The sequence below is a fragment of the Aquabacterium sp. genome (genome assembly GCF_021768455.1).
Lineage (GTDB): Bacteria > Pseudomonadota > Gammaproteobacteria > Burkholderiales > Burkholderiaceae_C > Aquabacterium.
In genome coordinates this window covers 25,455-41,552 of record NZ_JAIZVX010000015.1, presented here as the reverse complement: position 1 = coordinate 41,552, position 16,098 = coordinate 25,455, and the positions used below count along the sequence as shown (strand labels likewise).

Genomic DNA, 16,098 nt, shown 5'->3' with positions numbered 1-16,098 from the left:
CCGCTGCATCAAAAAGCAGCAGAGTAGGTTGAACACCTGGCTCAGTTTTAGATCGGCACACCCCTCATAAGTGGCTCAGTTTTCGGTCGGCGCCAACAGCGGTGCGGGCATTGGCAGACGGCTTGGTATCCGCGGTAGGCGCTGACCAGCGTCTCTGCGGCGCCGAAGCCAGTGTTGCGCAGGCGGCGGTACATCGACATGAAGATCGAGGATTCTGCCCTCGCGATGAGGTTGGCGCCGTGATACCACTCCAGGGAATTAGGCGGGCGACCGCGTGGGATCGCTTGTGGGTCGTTGAAGAACAGCCTCTGTACGTCCCGAGGGTTGAGCCCTGTGAGGTGATGGATGGTGCGCACCCGGGCACCCAGTTGAGCGCAGTCTTGCGCCAGGCGTATGGCGCACAACTGGCGGTCAGCACGCGTTGACATCATGGTCCCCTCCGGTCACGACGTGCTTGCGGGCACCATGGGCGCGAGTTGCCGTGGCCTTGGCGCATGAACAGCAGCCAGCGATGCCTGAAGCGGCGCGGGGGCCTTGAGCAAGGCAAGCAAATCCTGGCGTGGAGGGAAGAGGGTGCTTTGGCCGATCTGATCGACGAATGCCCACAACTGTTCCTGGCTCATTGCACCAAGGAAATCTGCTTGGGCGGCATCCAACCCGAACTTACAGCATGTCGATACCCGATCTTGCGCAATGCCCAGCCTGATGGCCTGCAACAGGTACAAATTGGTCAACTGCACATCGGTGAACTGGATGCTGCTCATGGTCTTCTCCTGTTGGTGTGCCCAGATGCGAGTCGAGATGGGCCAGGTATTGCGGCGAGGTATGACTGCTTTGGTGTTGTGTGTGTGGAGTGACGGGTCGGCTCAGCATATTCATGACCACGCCATGGAATCAATGCCCGAGTGCGGGGGGATGGCGTGTTTGCCATCGACAACAGCCCGCATTGCCTGCCGCATTTGTCACCCTCAATGAGCGTCATGCCTGGAACTTGAGCGTGGAATTAAAAAACCACCAGAGCCAAGGCCCTGGTGGTGAATCACTGTGATCCGAGATCAGATGGCTTGTGCCAACTCCTTCCATTCCTTGACTGACAGTTCGATCAATTTCCCGCCCAGGGCTTCAAACTCGGTGGCACGGTCGTAGTCCTCAACTTCCTGGGAGAAGTGCGTGACGGCATTCACCAGGCCATACCCCGATAGATCACCTTCGGCGATCAGGTGGCGCAGCACCCCGGCGCGCTCGACATCGTTCAAGGTATAGCGCTGAGCCAGCACTTCCACCGTCTTGACGGGGTTGCCGACCAGGTGGATCTGCAAGGTCTTTTGCATCTTCTGCGCAGCCTGCATGAACGTTGCCTCAGACACGGCCGCTTGCACCACGTCGCGAACCTTCAGGAAGAAGGCTTTGTCGTCGGCCTGCAAGGTGTCGTCCTTGAAGACCATGATGCTTTCATCGGACCCGAGCGCTCGCCCGACGTGGGTTTTGCGCAAGGAGCGGTCTGAAGCAATCAGGCCATTGCGGCACACCAGTCGGTACAGCAAGGGCTGAACCGACAGCGTGCCTTGTCCCACCTCCGAGTTGGAGATGACCACGCCAGCCTGTACGACGTCGCCAGGCGCCATCTCGACTTTTAACTGTGGCGTGATGCACTTGATGTACATCCGCGTGTCGGTGAGTTCCACCGATTCGAAGCGCACATCAGGCAACTGCTGCAGGATGGGCAGCACGCTCTCGGCCAGATCGTAGTTGTCCAGGCGACGGTAGCGGTCTGACAGCACGGCTCGGACGTTGCCATCGAGCGTGCGGATCATGCGACGGTCATCGTCGCTTTGCAGCCAGGTGTTCACGTTGCGGTCCAGCAAGACCGGCTGTTCGGAGCGCATGCGCTCAAAGTAGGCGTAGGGAATTTTCAACTTGTCAGCCAACTGGCGGCGCGCCAGAGGCATGACGCCATAGGGCGTCGAGGCCCCGCCTTCGCCAATGACGAGACGGGTCTCGCCTGTGTCGTCGGTATCGTGCCGCAGCAGCGACGAGGGGACCACCAGGTCCTTCTTGGATTGCAGTTGGCGCTCAAGTTCATGGGCCAGGCTCACCAGGGAACGTCCGCTTCTCATATCAAGCTCCTGTTCGGGAAAGAAATGGCGGAGACGGCATGGCCCACATGCGGGGATGCACATCCCCGCCAGGGTTGATGACGGATGGGCTCTGACCCATCCACGCAGGGCGCGCACTGACCACTGGCCAGGGATCGCGCCCGATTCACAAATCACTCATGCAAAACGCCAGGGCTGTCTTTGCCTTGCCATGTGGCTTGGCCTGGTTTGACAGCTACCAGTGGGGATACATGACTTACGTGGTTCGGGAGGCGTGCTCCGCCTTGGCCAGCCACACATCGGCCCAGTCGGTGCCCGGGGTCTTGGGCAAGAGCACCCGCACTTGCCGGGGGCCGCTCTGGTGCTCCTGCTTCTTCAGCCGCCGAGCCAGGGCAAAGGCAAACATCTGGCCGTCAAAGTCCGCTTGGGCATCGTTATCGGCATAGATGCAGATGCTCTGCACCGAGTCGGGCAGCCACAGCTTTTCCAGGTTCCCGGCGTTGAGTCCTGCCCACACGGGTTTGCCGGTGGCCAGGTGCACCGCCATGGCGGTCTCGATGCCCTCGGCAATGGCCAGTTCGTGCTCGGGTTCGAACAAGCGCACGGAAGCACCATTGATACCCGAGGAGAGAACCTTTTTGGCCTCGCTCACATTGGCCTTGCGGCCATCCTTCAGATACGTGCGGTGCAGCGTGACTGCGTGACCATCGGCACCCTGGATGCAAGCCAGCATGGCGGCGTATTCGGCCACTTTGCGCGACTTGCCCGAGGTCGGATCCTTCTCGTAATAGCCCAGCGCTGGATGCAGGCGCAGCACCTTGGGGTAGTGGGCCAAGGCGAGCCGCCGACCGGACAGGTAGCGGTCCACCTCATCACCGGGTGTCACGGGCGTGGCTTCCTCCCAGAGTCGCTTGGCCAGAGCCTTCATGCGCTCGGCAGACGGCTCCGGTGACGCCACATGCGGGGCAGGGCGCGAGGTGCCCACCACGCGCTCGACTTCCTTGAGCGCGGTGTTGAAATCCAGGCCTGTGACGGCCTGCAGCAGCTTGAAGCCACCTCCCGCGCCACAGGCGCGACAGTGGTAGTTGCCTTCACCGAATTTGTCGGTGTACTGAAACCGGTCGGTGCCGCCACAAAGCGGGCAAGGCAGGTTCCGTTTCTTGAGGATCTGTTCGCCAACGCCCAGGCTGCCCAGGATTTCGGTCCAGCGACCGTGGGCCCGGCGTTTGACGTCTTCAATGCGAGCTTCGTACTCGGGGTTGTTCATGATTAACTCCGTGTTGATGACATGTCCTCCAGGGGATAGAGCAGCGGTCAGCCGCGATGGCGAACCGATGGGGTGAACAACTGGCCCGCCTGCAGTGCTTCGATCACGCTGTGCTCGACGAACTCCCAGGGCAGTTGGTGCTGCGTGTGCAAGACCTGGCCTTTGTCGTCCAGGCGTTCGACCTTGAAACCTGCCTGGCTCCACAGCACGCGGTAGGTCAGCCAGTCGGCACCGGCGATGACAAAGATGCGGCCAGCCTGGCCCGTCAGGACTTCACTTTCCTTGACCAGGAACTCGATGTCCTGGGGCTCATCGACCATCAGCATCGGAATGCGGTGGCCGTGGGCATGGGCTTGTTTGTGCATATGGCACTCCATGTGTGAGTTGAGGGCCAGGGCTGATCGGACAGATCTGGCCTCGGCCCTGTTTTGAGGCGGTTGGGATCAGGTGAACAGATCGCCCTGCTCGGACATCTGCTTGAGCTGTTCATTGATCCATTGGGGATTCCTGGCCAGGCGCGCTTCAACCCAATGGGGGTTGCTGGCGATGGCATCTCGAACCCACTGGGGATAGCGCTCAAGCGATTCAGACAGCCAGGCTTTGAGCTTGTTGCGGATGTGGTCGCGGATGTCTTGCGCATCCACAAGGCCACAGTACGCGATGGGCGACAGCGGGCTGCAGCCCACAACACGCAGGCAGTTCACGAATGAGAAGGGCTGTTGGTCCTTTTCTCGCTCGGTGAACACCCAGCGCAGGGTGTCGAACTTGTCTTCCAACGGCGTGGTCGGGTCAGACAACTGGTTGATCTCCTGCAGCAAGCGCCAGTGCAAGAAGACGATGTCCTCCTCGCTCCAGTCGATGCGTTCGGTCGGATCGTCCAGCGACTGTGGGTCTGGCGGTTGATCCGGAAAAACGGACTGCGTCGCCCCCATGAAGCCATTCAAGGCAGCTGGGGGGTGAACCAGGGATGTGCTCGTGTGCAGCATCGTGGCCTCCATGTGAAATTGGGAGGCACGGCGCACCACGGGTGGGGCAATGCCCCACAGGGTGATGAACAGTCGGCAAGGTGTTATGACGCACTGCCGATGGCGATGAAAAGACTCCAGGGCTGGCTTGATCGGGTGGTGAGCCCGTTCGGATCGGTGTGCCAGCTACCGATCGAAGAAGGCTTTCTGGGTGAGGGCGCGCATGCCGCGTCAGTGCGGTCGTGCACTCACCACGAAAGTCGCTTCGATGGCATCGGAACGGTGGTGACCGTCAAGGGTTTGATGTGAACTCCAGGGCTTGCCTTGTTTGAATGCAGGGCCAGCTGCCGCATGTCAGCAAGGTAGTGCCTTGCCATGAGGATGGTCAAGATGGTTCCATGCCAAAACGGGGGCTGATGCCGAAAGGGCCTTTAATTGCCGATGATTCCCGGTGGTGATGCATGAACGCGGTTCGCAAGATGGTGGCGAGCACGCCAGTCACGGGAGCGCGACATGTCTGATATTCACCAGATCGTCAAGATGGACCAGGGCGGGGTCAACGACCGGATCCTGGCCAAAGAAAGCAAAGCAGATTTCAGGCGCATCGAAGCGGCCAGTGTGAAGATGCCCACGCGCTTCACCAGCGCAGAGGGCAAGCGCTTCTTTGTTCGCTTGTTCAACACGCTGCAGCTCAACATGCACTTCATCTCGGTGATCGCACGCACGCGGCTGGATCACGATGACATCGTCAAGGTGGAGGCCAGCGTTCGGGCGAAGCTTGACGCGGTCAACGAGAGCCTGAACAGCGCCATCGATGGCGCAGAGGCCTTGTTCAAGGCCCATGGCATCACCAGTGTGGCGACGTATGACACCGTGGCCCTGGCGGTGGACGTCAGTGTGCTGTCGTCGTTTGGGCGTCGCTTCCTGGAGGTCCTGGGTAAGCTGGACCAGTTGATGCCACTGCTCCAGACGCTGGAGATCCATGAAGTGATCACTGCGCAGGCGGTGGACATCCAGCGCGCCAGCCTCAAGCGTCAGGTACGCGACGTGGCCAACGGGGCTCGCAATCTGGCCACTGGCCTGAGGCGCCGCATGAATGCCATGGGTGAACGGGGTGAGGGCGGTCCCGAGTCTGTGCCAGCCCCAGCAGCAAATGTTCAAGCATCTGGTGTGCTTGCTCAGGAGCTGGAAGCGACCGGCGATGATGCAAGTGTTTCGTCAGCCACGGACACCATGGAGCCTGTGGTTGCTGCTGTTGTCGTCAAGTAGCTACTCAACGCGACCTGGTTGATGCTGGCAAGCGCCACGCGCAAGGGGCCAACTTCACGGACGATTTCGAGGAGCACAAGCCGTTCTTGCCTTGAGGCGTCCCATGTCGTCCGCTAAGGTGACATCGGGACGCATGTTGCGCCACCGTCGCAGTCGATACCTGCCTGCCTGTGCCTGTCCACGTTGCGCTGAGCCAGCCCGTTGACGAGGCACGATGTACTTGGAGTTGCTCACAACCACACCGTGCGACCGGGACGCCGCCGATGTGATGCCGGAGTCGTGCGTCCCTATCGGCATGCGCAAACCCTGACCTAGCGCCGCCGCTACAGAGCAGGTCATGTCTTCCATCGGCATTCGCCGTGAAGAGGCCAGATCATGCCTAAACCCAACCGGGGTGCCGTTGTCGTGCCCGCGGCGCCTGTCCATGCTGTTGCGGCGCCATCATTGCCGCAAGTTGGCTTTCTCCGACAGGCACAGGTTCTGCAATTTGTTCCCATCTCCAAGTCCACACTGTGGCGGCGCGTGCAGACGCGCACCTTTCCTGAACCCGTCAAGCTGTCGGTGCGCGTGACCGTCTGGCGGGTGGAGGACATCAGGCAATGGATCGCTGAACAGAGTAGCCGTGCCTGACGCCCCTTGCTGAAGCCGATGTTCACGCTTGCAAAGTCCGCTCTCATGCCATGCACCTTGCTTGGCATGCCTTGCCCCGATATCGAGCGCGCAGGGGCCTGGGCACACGCCAATGCATGTGAAGTGTTCCGCAGCCCATGCGGGGCGGTGCCACGGAACTTGCTTGCTTCTGGGTGTTTTCACGTGGCTTTTGTCCACGCCAAAGCAGATCTGCCTGATGCCGAAACCCCCCGCCTTCACCGGCGATTTCGACTGGTGAAAATTGCGACCAGGGTTGAGCATGAAGGCGCTTTGGCAGCGTGAGGACAAGTAAACAAAGCAGGGAGAGGGTCATGTCATGCGCACCAGAACTGGAACCAGACGGGAGCACCGTTGCCCAATCGATCCGGATGCTCAAGGAGGTCATCGATGGCGACACCTATGAGACCGTGGCCGCGCGGTTTGGCGTGTCACGCACGGCGGTTGAGCGGCGCATCAAAGCCATTGCGGTGCAGTTGAGCCAAGTGGCCGACATCGATGGCTTGAATGAAGATGGCGCAGCATTCGTCAGACGCTTGCGCCTGCACCGCGATGCCATCCTGACGGCCCTGGTGGACTTCGATCCGAGACGGCCCGTCGAGCATCGTTCCAGCCGCATCGTCTCCATGGACGAAATCATCCAGGCAGGCAAGCGCATCAAGGGGCGCAGCAGTCGGCCATGGCATGACCTGTCGCTGTTCTATCTCCTGTTTGCCACGGGCGCACGTCCCCTGGAAATCGCCCGCCTCGAAGTGAGGGACTACCTGAGCTCCGATGGCAGCGTTCGGCGCCACTCTCAAATGCGTGCCGAGGTGGCCATCACTGGAAAGGCCCGCCCATTGCACTTCGCCAGCACGAGGCTGGACGAATCGCTTTCAAACTACTTGGAAGAGCGCCTGAGGCTCGGGCTGGGCTTGGGACGGGATGGTGCTTACAGAGGGCTTGATCCAGATAGCCGCTTGTTCCTGTCTACAGCAGGAGAGGGGTTCAAGATCACACCCTATGGTGCGCCTGGTCAGCGACGGTTCTTGTGTCGACCGATCCTGGAGACCTATCGCAAGCTGTTTCGCTATGCCGAGATGAAAGGCGTGACGGCGCTGTCTGTGCGTCGCACCGTCGTGGCACGCCTCTATGAGCGTGGCGCTGATGAGGACGATGTCGGCCTGATCCTGGGCATCAGCGAACGCAGTGCGGTGCGCGAACTGCTGGCTCGCCACAAGCCGACCATCGAGCAACTGCTCGATGAGCTGGTGTGAACACCATGCCCACCCGTCAAAGCGCTGAAGGCGACAGTCAGCGCTTTTCCATCAAAGGGCGGGTGGTGGATGCAAGCGCGCCAGACATGCAGGATCTGCTGGCACACGTGTACGAGACCCCCGAACGTCCCCGATGTCTGTGTGTTCCTGGTGGTGTGGAGATGTACGTGGCGCGGCACCGTCAGTTCGTTGTCAAGCGCATGCCGGAAACCGGGTGTCGACATCACCCATCGTGCCCATCCTTCGAGCCAGAGTGGCAACAATCAGGTCTGGGCGAATTGGTGGGCGAGGCTGTTCTGGAGATGGTGCCTGGGCAGATTCAACTGCGTGTGGACTTTCCGTGGGTTCGCATGGTGGGGCGTAGCTTGGTAAGAGGTGAAACGCATGACGTGAACGAGGTGGAAGCACCCAGGCGGCGCATGAGCCTGCATGCCCTGATGCACTTCCTGTTCGAGCGGGCAGGCTTCAACCGATGGAGCCCGGCCATGGAGGGCAAGCGCAATCAAGGTGTCCTGCACAAATACCTGATGAATGCGGCCGAGGACGTGATGGTCAAGGGTGCTGGGTTGAGCGAGCGTTTGTACGTGCCCGAGCCCTTCAGCGAAGCCAGCAAATTCGAGGTAGCTCAGCGCCGTCGCAACAAGCTGGCGGTCTTGCATCCGCATGAAGGGCAAAGCCCTCTGGCGGTGGTCATCGGAGAGTTCAAGGTCAGCGAGGTAACGGCCCTGGGTCGGCGTGTTTGGATCAAGCACATGCCCGATGCCCCCCTGCTGGTGGGCACCAAGACCTGGGAGCGCATTGAGCGGGTCTTCGCGCCATTGTTTGAAGCCCGTGACGCCGACAGCGGATACAAGGTACGTTTGGTGCTGGCGGTACTGATCCGCGCTCGCCGTGAGCACACCTATGAAATTGATGCGGCCAGTTTGATGTTGACCAGCGAGCACTGGATCCCGGTGGAGGGTGTGCATGAACTGCCTCTGGTGCATGAACTCGTGGCTCAGGGCAGGCGCTTTGTCAAACCGCTGCGTTACGACGCCAGGAGCGCCGCTGCGTTTCCCAATGCGTTGCTCTTGGACGCGGGACCATTGCCGCTGCCTTTGCATGTCATCAGCGCATTCATGCCCCCGAAGGATCGGGCGGAAAAAGAACGCGTCTTGCGGACGTCCGGTGTTTCATCCTGGCTCTGGTGGAGTGGCGAAGAGATGCCCGCGTTGCCAGAGACAGTGACTTCCAGGAGTCATTGAGCGAACCTCGGCCATATGGGCTCCGATGACCACCGTCTTGAGTCCTTCCAAGGTTGAGATTAACATTGGTCAGATGATCAACGGGTGTCGATCAACGGCGTTTGCCGTGGCTTGCTGAGACATGTTGTCGAGCTGTCTGCTGCTCAAGAGTCTCCCCCTGGCCAAGTCCACTCAAGATGCCGCAATGCGCGACATCTTTTGCCTGAGCACATTGCCCCCGCAGTGCCACCAGTTGTTTTTTCAAGGCGGTCAGCTCTCGAATCCGTTGGGCCACGTGTTCGATGTGCTCATCCAGCACGTTGTTCACGGCCTCACAACTCTCGTTGGGGGCTGCCTGGAGCGCCAGCAGAGCCCGAATTTCATCCAGGGCCATGTCCAGTGATCGACAGTGGCGAATAAAGGCTAGACGTTCGACGTGGGGCCCTTCATAGATCCGGTAGTTGCTGATGGTGCGTGAAGGCTTTGGAAGCAGGCCCTCGCGCTCGTAGAAGCGAATCGTTTCCACAGGGGTGCCAGACTGGGCTGACAAGTCACCTATTTTCATGGCGGGTTCCTGTTGGCAAGCAGATACGGCCATATTACCGCTTGACTCTGTACCTACTTCAGGGTTTCAAATACGGTCATGACCACGCCCCGAACCACATCGCCCGAAAACACCAGCCCCTCAGCTTGCGAGAATCACAGTTGCGGATGCGCAGGGGCATCCACTGCGGCGGCGATCTCGCCCAAACCCCCGGACGCTGGGTGGACCATGTTCCACATCGCCTCTATGGACTGTTCCTCAGAGGAAGCGGAAATCCGCCGCGCTGTGGATGCCATCCCCGGCATCAGGGCACTGAGGTTTCAACTGAGCGCTCGGACGCTGGACATCCAGGCCACGGAGCAGGCGTTGCGCCAGGCACTGCAAGCCATTCGCAAAGCGGGGTTTGATCCCCAACCTCTGCTTGCAACGCAGACCAAAACACCAAGCGAACACAATGCCCATGATGAGCACAGTGGAAGTGAGGGTGGGTCTAGGCTAATCTGGGCTTTGGGCCTGGCCATCGCAGCGGAGTGCATCGGCTTTTTCGCGCCTGATACTGCTTTGTTCAAGGCGATCGGTCTTGCGGTCGCAGCCGGTGCCATCGCGCTGGCTGGCCTGGGCACCTACCGCAAAGGCTTGTGGGCTTTGCGCCAAGGCAAGCTCAACATCAATGCCTTGATGACGGTGGCGGTTACCGGTGCCTTCGTCATTGGTCAATGGCCTGAGGCGGCCATGGTGATGGCCCTCTACGCCATCGCTGAGTTGATCGAGGCTCGGTCGGTCGATCGGGCACGCAACGCCATCAAAGGCTTGCTGGATCTGGCCCCGCAGCAGGCCATGGTGCAACAGGCAGATGGACAGTGGACAGTGGTGCCTGTCGATCAGGTCGAACTGGGCAGCCTTGTTCGCATTCGCCCAGGCGAGCGTGTGCCATTGGATGGCACCGTGGTTCAGGGCAACAGCGCGATCAACCAGGCACCCGTCACTGGAGAAAGCATCCCGGTCGACAAGGAAGCTGGGGACCCGGTGTTTGCCGGAACCATCAACGAAACTGGCGAGATCGTCTTCAAGGTGACGGCGTCCGCATCGAACACGACCTTGGCACGCATCATCCATGCGGTCGAAGAAGCGCAAGGCACGCGCGCGCCCACTCAGCGATTTGTTGATCGCTTTGCAGCTTTGTACACCCCCGCCGTGTTTGTGATTGCCGTGGCGGTTGCGGTGTTGACACCCTGGCTGATGGGCTGGAGTTGGATGCAGTCGATCTACAAGGCGCTGGTGCTGCTGGTCATCGCATGCCCCTGCGCCTTGGTGATTTCAACGCCTGTGACCGTGGTCAGCGCACTGGCAGCCGCAGCGCGCCGAGGGATCTTGATCAAGGGAGGCACCTATCTGGAGGATGCGCGCAATCTGCGTGTGATCGCGCTGGACAAAACGGGCACCATCACAGAAGGAAAGCCGAAGTTGGTGGTGTGGGAGGCCCTTCAGGGTAATCGAGATGCCATCGCTCAGTTGGCATCTGGTTTGGCCTCTCGATCAGATCACCCAGTCTCGCAAGCCATAGCCCAAGGCTTGACGGCAGAGCCCCTGGCGTTTGAAAACTTTGAGGCTCTGCCTGGACGAGGTGTACGGGGGCGACGTGAAGCCACGACTTATGTGCTGGGCAACCACCGCTTGATCGAAGAGCGTGGGCAGTGCAGCCCCGAACTGGAGGCCAAACTTCTGGCCCAAGAGCATGCGGGACGCAGCGTGACACTGCTGGCCAGTGATCAAGGTGTATTGGCGTTGTTCGCAGTGGCCGACACCATCAAGGAGTCGTCTCGCCAAGCGGTCGCTGAACTCAAAGCACTTGGCGTGCGTCCGGTCATGCTCACGGGCGACAACGACGCAACCGCTCAAACAATTGCCAAGCAGGCAGGTGTTGATGACGCCCGAGGCAACCTTCTGCCCGAAGACAAGTTGCAAGCCATCGAGCGATTGCGGGCGGAGCATGGGCTGAGCGCCATGACTGGCGATGGCATCAACGACGCGCCTGCGTTGGCGAAGGCGGACATCGGCATTGCGATGGGCGGCGCGGGCACCGACACGGCCATGGAGGCCGCCGACGTGGTCATCATGAACGATGACCTGCGCCGCATCCCTGAGTTGATTCGCTTGTCTCGCCTGACACATGCTGTGCTGTGGCAAAACATTTCCCTGGCGCTGGGCATCAAGGCGGTGTTTCTTGTGCTGGCGGTGTTTGGACACGCCTCGATGTGGATGGCTGTGTTTGCCGACATGGGGGCCAGTTTGCTGGTCGTGGCCAATGGCTTGCGCCTGTTGCGGGCTCGCACGAGCCCATGAGAAAACACTTCGTAGTCACGGACATTGGTCGATATACTGCGGACCATGCGCCGGTTGATTGCCATTCTTTTGATGATCGTGCTGCCACTCCAATTGAGTTGGGCTGTGGCGGCCACGTACTGTCAAGATGAGCAAGATCCCGGTGCCCAGCATTTTGGTCACCACGTGCATTCACACCAAGACCGCGCGGATACAGGCAAGCACCCGACCAAAATCACCCAAAAGGCTGAGAACGATTGTGGCTGCTCTGGTCACCTGTGCAGCGCCCATCTGCTTCCCGTGGGTCTTGTGTTTGGTCAAGCTCAACGACTGAGCAGCAGTTCGTCCTTGGAAACCCACCTTCATCCAACATCCGATCCGCCTCGGATCGAGCGCCCCAACTGGATCGACTCCCTCTGATTCGACGGGGCCGTTCTGATGAATTGTCATTGAGATGACACGCCAGCAGGCGTAGATCTTTCAGCTTCCGGCTCGTCGAACCCACCCCGTTGTGTGTTTCATCAGGAGCCGATCATGAACAAATTCACTCTGACCTGTGTGCTCACAGGTATTTCATTGCTGACAACCGCGTGCTCTACGCTTGACTACGAGCCCTATGGGTACCGGGAAGGATGGCGCCGATCACAAATCATGGAAATTGGTCAAGCCAAAACCATGATGCAGCGAGTCGCCAAAGACTGCCGAACAGAGTTGGGTGCCGATGCACCCTATGCCCGCTACGCCGTTGCGTCCTACAGCTACGGAGGCAGTCCGAATCTGAGGGCTAAACGTGTCGTCGCCGTTCCGAATGCCATGAATCTGAACGTTGGGGATTGGGTGTATGTCAACATCACCGATTGCCAGCAGCCTTTGAAACGGGTCGATCAAAGAAAGATGCTGGACTGATCAGACTGGCCTGTTGAATAGGTTTTCAACAGGCCATTTCCACATTACTTGATCGCGAACCGGACGTTGATCGGTTTTTTGCCTGCCAGCGTCACCAGCGCCACCACCTTGGTGCCGCTCTTGATCGCAAAGTTGCCCATGGCTTGCAGGTGAGAGTCACCTGCCGGTGACAAGGTCACCGATGTCTTCTCAGCGCCATTGAGCAAGGTCAACTTGGCTGTGGCGCCTTTGGCGCTGGCCGGTTTGCCGTGATCCCTCACGTGCAAGGCAATTTGATCTGGCTTGGCCACCAACTCGAAGTCCATGTCCTTGGCCTCGGTGACGATGCCACCGTGGAGGGACTGATGCTCATGGCCATGCTCATGGCCGTGGTTGTGCTCGTCGCCAGCTTGTGCGCCAAAGGCCAAGGCCAGCAGGGAAGAAGCAATGATGTGGTGAATGCGCATGGGAATGTCCTTTCAGTTGAGGTGAATGAATCAGTAAACTTCGGCGCTCTTGTCACCGAGCAGGCGCTCGGCATCGCGTCGGCCAAACAGCCAGAACATGGCCGGGGTCAGGAAGGTGTCCAGCAAGGTTGAGCTGATCAAGCCTGAGAAGATCACCACCGCCACGGGGTGCAGGATCTCGGTGCCAGGCCGCTCGGCCTCGAACAACAGGGGTGCCAGCGCGAAGGCGGTCACCAGAGCGGTCATCAACACCGGGCTGAGCCGCTCCATCGAGCCGCGCAAGATCATCGCGTGGTCAAAACGTTCGCCTTCGAGTCGCATCAGGTTCAGGTAGTGGCTGACCTTGAGGATGCCGTTGCGCACCGAGATGCCCGCCAAGGTGATGAAGCCGATCAAGGCTGCCACCGACAGGGGCTGTCCTGCCAGCCACAAGCCCAGCACCGCACCCACCAGGGCCAGCGGGATGTTGGCCATGATCAGCGCAGCCAGGTTGGCTGATTTGTAGCGGGTGTAGAGCACCACGAACATCAGCACCAGCGACACCATGGAGAGCAGGCCGACCAGTCGGCTGGCTTCTTCCTGTGCCTGAAACTGCCCGCCCAGGGTCACGAAGTAGCCTTCAGGCAAAGGCGTGGTGGCCACCACCTTGCGGATGTCGGCCACCACGTCTGACAAGGCTCGCCCTTGCGCATTGGCAGACAAGACGATGCGGCGTTTGCCGTCGTCGCGGCTGATCTGGTTGGGGCCATCGCTGTCTTCGATCGTGGCGATCTTGGACAGGGGGATCCGCCCGGTCGGTGTCTCCAGCATGATCTGACCCAGCCCCTGCAAGGTGCGGGCGCGCTCTGGCAGGCGAACCACCAGGGCAAAGCGACGGCTGCCTTCCACCACCTGGGTGACCTTTTCCCCCTCCACCAAGCTTTGGAGCACCGCCAGGATCTGAGGCGTTGGCACGCCGTACTGCGCCGCTGCGTCGTAATCCACCCGCACCTTGATTTGAGGTGCGAGCACCTGCTTTTCAATCTCCAGGTCTGCCAGGCCGGGCACTTGCGCCAACTTGCCGCGTAAAGCGTCGGCCTGCCCCCTCAAGGTGTCAAGGTCTTCACCGAACAGCTTGATGGCGATTTGCGAGCGCACCCCTGAGAGCATGTGGTCGATGCGGTGCGAAATCGGCTGCCCGATGGCAATGGCCGCGGGCAGCATCGACAGGCGCGAACGGATGTCGGCTTTGACCTCGTCCATGCTGCGCGTGAGCTCGGACGCTGGCAGCAGGCCGACATCCAATTCACTGACGTGCACGCCTTCTGCGTGTTCATCCAGCTCCGCCCGGCCACTGCGACGACCCACGTGAGTGACTTCAGGCACCTTTCGCACCAGTACCTCGGCCTGGCTGGCCAGGGCAGATGATTCGGCCAAGGTCACGCCGGGGTTCAAGCGCAAGCCGATCAGCAGCGTTCCCTCGTTGAATGGCGGCAGAAAGGTGGTGGCAAAGAAGGGCACCGCCACGGCCGACAAGACTGCCGCCAGTCCACCGGCCAGCAATGCCGACCTGGGTGCGCTCAAAACGGCCTGCAAAGCCTTGCGGTAACGCGCTTTCAGCCAGGCCAGCACGCGGGTGTCATCGTGGTCCAGGCTCTTCATGCGTGGCAACAGGTAGGAGGCCAGAACCGGCGTCACAGTGACCGAGACCAGCAGCGAAGCCATGGTCGAGACGATGAACGCAATGCCCAGGGGCACGAACAAGCGCCCCTCGATGCCGGGCAGCGCAAACAAGGGCAGGAACACCAGGACGATGATGGCCGTTGCGTACAGGATGCCCGAGCGAACCTCCATCGAGGCCAGCTTGACCACCTCCAGCATGGGCATGCGCTCCGCCTCGGGCTTTTGGCGCTCAAGCTTGAGGCGGCGCAACACGTTCTCGACGTCCACCACTGCGTCGTCAACCAGGCCGCCGATGGCGATGGCCAGGCCGCCCAGCGTCATCGTGTTGATCGACAGACCGAAGTACCGGAACACCAGTGCCGTGACAAAGATGGACACCGGGATGGCGGTCAGCGCAATGATGGTAGGGCGCAGCGTGCCCAGAAAAACGAACAAAATGACCGCCACGAAAACGGACGCACCGATCAGCTTGCCTTGCAGCGTGGTCACCGAGGCTTCGATGAAACTGGCCTGGCGGAAAGTGACGCGAGGCGCCTCCATGCCGACAGGCAGGGAGGTCTTCATCTCGCCCAGCGCCGCCTCAATGGTGCGGGTCAAACCAATGGTGTCTGCGGTCGGCTGCTTCTGAATCCCGAGGATGACGGCTGGCTTGCCCTCAAAGCCTGCATCACCACGCTTGAGCGCAGGCGCAAAGCTCACATCGGCCACCTGGCGCAACCGGATGGCCTGTCCATTGCGGGCCGTCAGAGCCAGGTTCTTCAGGTCATCCAGGCGCGAGGTGCGGCCCAAATGACGGATCAGGTATTCGCGGCCATTGAGCTCCATGAACCCGCCCGAACTGTTTGAAGAGAACCCCCGCAGCGCACCCTCCAGTTGGTCGTGCGTGATGTCTAGCTCCGCCATGCGAACAGTGTTGGGTTGCACCTGGAACTGGCGCACCTCACCGCCAATTGGGATGACCTGGGCGACTCCTGGGATGGCCATCAACCGAGGCCTGAGCACCCAATCTGCATATTCGCGCACCGCCATGGGTGAAGTCTTTGCGAGATCGATGGGAATGGCGACCTGCATGATCTCGCCCATGATGGAGCTGATGGGCCCCATCCTGGGCGTGATGCCTTCGGGCAAGCCTTCTTCCATGGAGGTCAAGCGCTCTGACACCATCTGCCGAGCTCGGAAGATCTCGGTGCTCCAGTCAAAGGTGACGTAGATGAAGGACAGGCCTGCGCTGGAGGTCGAGCGCACGCTCTCCACCCCCGGCAGGCCATTCATCGTGGTCTCCAGCGGGAAGGTGATCAGTTGCTCCACCTCTTCGGCGGCCATGCCGCCCGCTTCCGTCATGATGGTGACGGTTGGTTTGTTGAGATCAGGAAACACATCCACCGGCGTGCGTGTGAGCGTGAAGGCCCCGTAGGCCATCAGCACCGCCGCAGCGATGAGAACGAGCAGCCGGTTGGCCAGGCTGCTTTCGAGTAGCCACTTGAACATGATGCG

The 16,098-nt window shown here is 60.4% G+C and carries 15 protein-coding genes; 6 read left to right on the top strand and 9 right to left on the bottom strand.

Features of this window, described 5'->3' with window-relative positions:
* Nucleotides 1–47: 47 nt before the first annotated feature.
* From QZ994_RS20000 to QZ994_RS03780, 6 genes are all read right to left on the bottom strand, one after another.
* Entirely contained in the window at nt 48–428 is a 381-nt protein-coding gene (locus QZ994_RS20000; protein ID WP_367172254.1) for a FlhC family transcriptional regulator, read from the bottom strand.
* A gap of 15 nt (nt 429–443) precedes the next feature.
* The gene (locus QZ994_RS03800) at nt 444–764 is read right to left on the bottom strand and encodes a hypothetical protein (RefSeq protein ID WP_109036427.1); all 321 of its coding nucleotides are present in this window, start codon (nt 762–764) and stop codon (nt 444–446) included.
* A gap of 291 nt (nt 765–1,055) precedes the next feature.
* Nucleotides 1,056–2,117 (bottom strand): DUF932 domain-containing protein, encoded by a 1,062-nt coding sequence (locus QZ994_RS03795; protein ID WP_109036429.1) that lies wholly within the window; start codon nt 2,115–2,117, stop codon nt 1,056–1,058.
* A 235-nt stretch (nt 2,118–2,352) separates the two neighbouring features.
* Nucleotides 2,353–3,363: a toprim domain-containing protein gene (locus QZ994_RS03790; protein WP_109036431.1), complete on the bottom strand. Its 1,011-nt coding sequence runs from the start codon at nt 3,361–3,363 to the stop codon at nt 2,353–2,355.
* A gap of 47 nt (nt 3,364–3,410) precedes the next feature.
* A complete protein-coding gene (locus QZ994_RS03785) occupies nt 3,411–3,728 on the bottom strand; it encodes a hypothetical protein (RefSeq protein ID WP_208110799.1) in 318 nt (105 codons plus the stop codon).
* Nucleotides 3,729–3,806: 78 nt separating this feature from the next.
* The gene (locus QZ994_RS03780; RefSeq protein WP_109038287.1) at nt 3,807–4,349 is read right to left on the bottom strand and encodes a hypothetical protein; all 543 of its coding nucleotides are present in this window, start codon (nt 4,347–4,349) and stop codon (nt 3,807–3,809) included.
* Nucleotides 4,350–4,841: 492 nt separating this feature from the next.
* On the opposite strand from QZ994_RS03780, the gene QZ994_RS03775 reads away from it, so the two are divergent.
* The 4 genes from QZ994_RS03775 (at nt 4,842) to QZ994_RS03760 (ending at nt 8,745) form a co-directional block, all read left to right on the top strand.
* Nucleotides 4,842–5,597, top strand: a complete 756-nt coding sequence (locus QZ994_RS03775; protein WP_230179385.1) for a DUF1845 domain-containing protein — start codon at nt 4,842–4,844, stop codon at nt 5,595–5,597.
* A gap of 375 nt (nt 5,598–5,972) precedes the next feature.
* On the top strand, nt 5,973–6,227 hold the full coding sequence (locus QZ994_RS03770; RefSeq protein ID WP_109036436.1) for an AlpA family transcriptional regulator: 255 nt from the start codon (nt 5,973–5,975) through the stop codon (nt 6,225–6,227).
* Nucleotides 6,228–6,559: 332 nt separating this feature from the next.
* Nucleotides 6,560–7,501 (top strand): site-specific integrase, encoded by a 942-nt coding sequence (locus QZ994_RS03765; protein WP_290868429.1) that lies wholly within the window; start codon nt 6,560–6,562, stop codon nt 7,499–7,501.
* A 5-nt stretch (nt 7,502–7,506) separates the two neighbouring features.
* Complete coding sequence (locus QZ994_RS03760; protein ID WP_290868427.1) at nt 7,507–8,745, top strand: DUF1173 family protein; 1,239 nt, start codon at nt 7,507–7,509, stop codon at nt 8,743–8,745.
* A 91-nt stretch (nt 8,746–8,836) separates the two neighbouring features.
* Here QZ994_RS03760 and cadR read toward each other — a convergent pair whose 3' ends face one another.
* Nucleotides 8,837–9,289 (bottom strand): Cd(II)/Pb(II)-responsive transcriptional regulator, encoded by a 453-nt coding sequence (gene cadR / locus QZ994_RS03755; protein WP_137839868.1) that lies wholly within the window; start codon nt 9,287–9,289, stop codon nt 8,837–8,839.
* 207 nt (nt 9,290–9,496) lie between these two features.
* Here cadR and QZ994_RS03750 point away from each other — a divergent pair, with 207 nt between their 5' ends.
* The gene (locus tag QZ994_RS03750; RefSeq protein WP_290868423.1) at nt 9,497–11,611 is read left to right on the top strand and encodes a cation-translocating P-type ATPase; all 2,115 of its coding nucleotides are present in this window, start codon (nt 9,497–9,499) and stop codon (nt 11,609–11,611) included.
* Nucleotides 11,612–12,124: 513 nt separating this feature from the next.
* A complete protein-coding gene (locus QZ994_RS03745; RefSeq protein ID WP_137839869.1) occupies nt 12,125–12,496 on the top strand; it encodes a hypothetical protein in 372 nt (123 codons plus the stop codon).
* Between the two features lie 44 nt (nt 12,497–12,540).
* On the opposite strand, the gene QZ994_RS03740 is transcribed toward QZ994_RS03745, so the two are convergent.
* Both QZ994_RS03740 and QZ994_RS03735 read right to left on the bottom strand, forming a co-directional pair.
* The gene (locus tag QZ994_RS03740; protein ID WP_137839870.1) at nt 12,541–12,942 is read right to left on the bottom strand and encodes a hypothetical protein; all 402 of its coding nucleotides are present in this window, start codon (nt 12,940–12,942) and stop codon (nt 12,541–12,543) included.
* Between the two features lie 30 nt (nt 12,943–12,972).
* The gene (locus QZ994_RS03735) at nt 12,973–16,092 is read right to left on the bottom strand and encodes an efflux RND transporter permease subunit (protein WP_137839871.1); all 3,120 of its coding nucleotides are present in this window, start codon (nt 16,090–16,092) and stop codon (nt 12,973–12,975) included.
* Nucleotides 16,093–16,098 lie beyond the last annotated feature (6 nt).

What these genes read in the sequence shown, in the direction of transcription:
- QZ994_RS20000 (WP_367172254.1), bottom strand. Translation starts at nt 428, where the DNA reads ATGTCAACGCGTGCTGACCGCCAGTTGTGCGCCATACGCCTGGCGCAA.
- QZ994_RS03800 (WP_109036427.1), bottom strand. Translation starts at nt 764, where the DNA reads ATGAGCAGCATCCAGTTCACCGATGTGCAGTTGACCAATTTGTACCTG.
- QZ994_RS03795 (WP_109036429.1), bottom strand. Translation starts at nt 2,117, where the DNA reads ATGAGAAGCGGACGTTCCCTGGTGAGCCTGGCCCATGAACTTGAGCGC.
- QZ994_RS03790 (WP_109036431.1), bottom strand. Translation starts at nt 3,363, where the DNA reads ATGAACAACCCCGAGTACGAAGCTCGCATTGAAGACGTCAAACGCCGG.
- QZ994_RS03785 (WP_208110799.1), bottom strand. Translation starts at nt 3,728, where the DNA reads ATGCACAAACAAGCCCATGCCCACGGCCACCGCATTCCGATGCTGATG.
- QZ994_RS03780 (WP_109038287.1), bottom strand. Translation starts at nt 4,349, where the DNA reads ATGCTGCACACGAGCACATCCCTGGTTCACCCCCCAGCTGCCTTGAAT.
- QZ994_RS03775 (WP_230179385.1), top strand. Translation starts at nt 4,842, where the DNA reads ATGTCTGATATTCACCAGATCGTCAAGATGGACCAGGGCGGGGTCAAC.
- QZ994_RS03770 (WP_109036436.1), top strand. Translation starts at nt 5,973, where the DNA reads ATGCCTAAACCCAACCGGGGTGCCGTTGTCGTGCCCGCGGCGCCTGTC.
- QZ994_RS03765 (WP_290868429.1), top strand. Translation starts at nt 6,560, where the DNA reads ATGTCATGCGCACCAGAACTGGAACCAGACGGGAGCACCGTTGCCCAA.
- QZ994_RS03760 (WP_290868427.1), top strand. Translation starts at nt 7,507, where the DNA reads ATGCCCACCCGTCAAAGCGCTGAAGGCGACAGTCAGCGCTTTTCCATC.
- cadR (WP_137839868.1), bottom strand. Translation starts at nt 9,289, where the DNA reads ATGAAAATAGGTGACTTGTCAGCCCAGTCTGGCACCCCTGTGGAAACG.
- QZ994_RS03750 (WP_290868423.1), top strand. Translation starts at nt 9,497, where the DNA reads ATGTTCCACATCGCCTCTATGGACTGTTCCTCAGAGGAAGCGGAAATC.
- QZ994_RS03745 (WP_137839869.1), top strand. Translation starts at nt 12,125, where the DNA reads ATGAACAAATTCACTCTGACCTGTGTGCTCACAGGTATTTCATTGCTG.
- QZ994_RS03740 (WP_137839870.1), bottom strand. Translation starts at nt 12,942, where the DNA reads ATGCGCATTCACCACATCATTGCTTCTTCCCTGCTGGCCTTGGCCTTT.
- QZ994_RS03735 (WP_137839871.1), bottom strand. Translation starts at nt 16,092, where the DNA reads ATGTTCAAGTGGCTACTCGAAAGCAGCCTGGCCAACCGGCTGCTCGTT.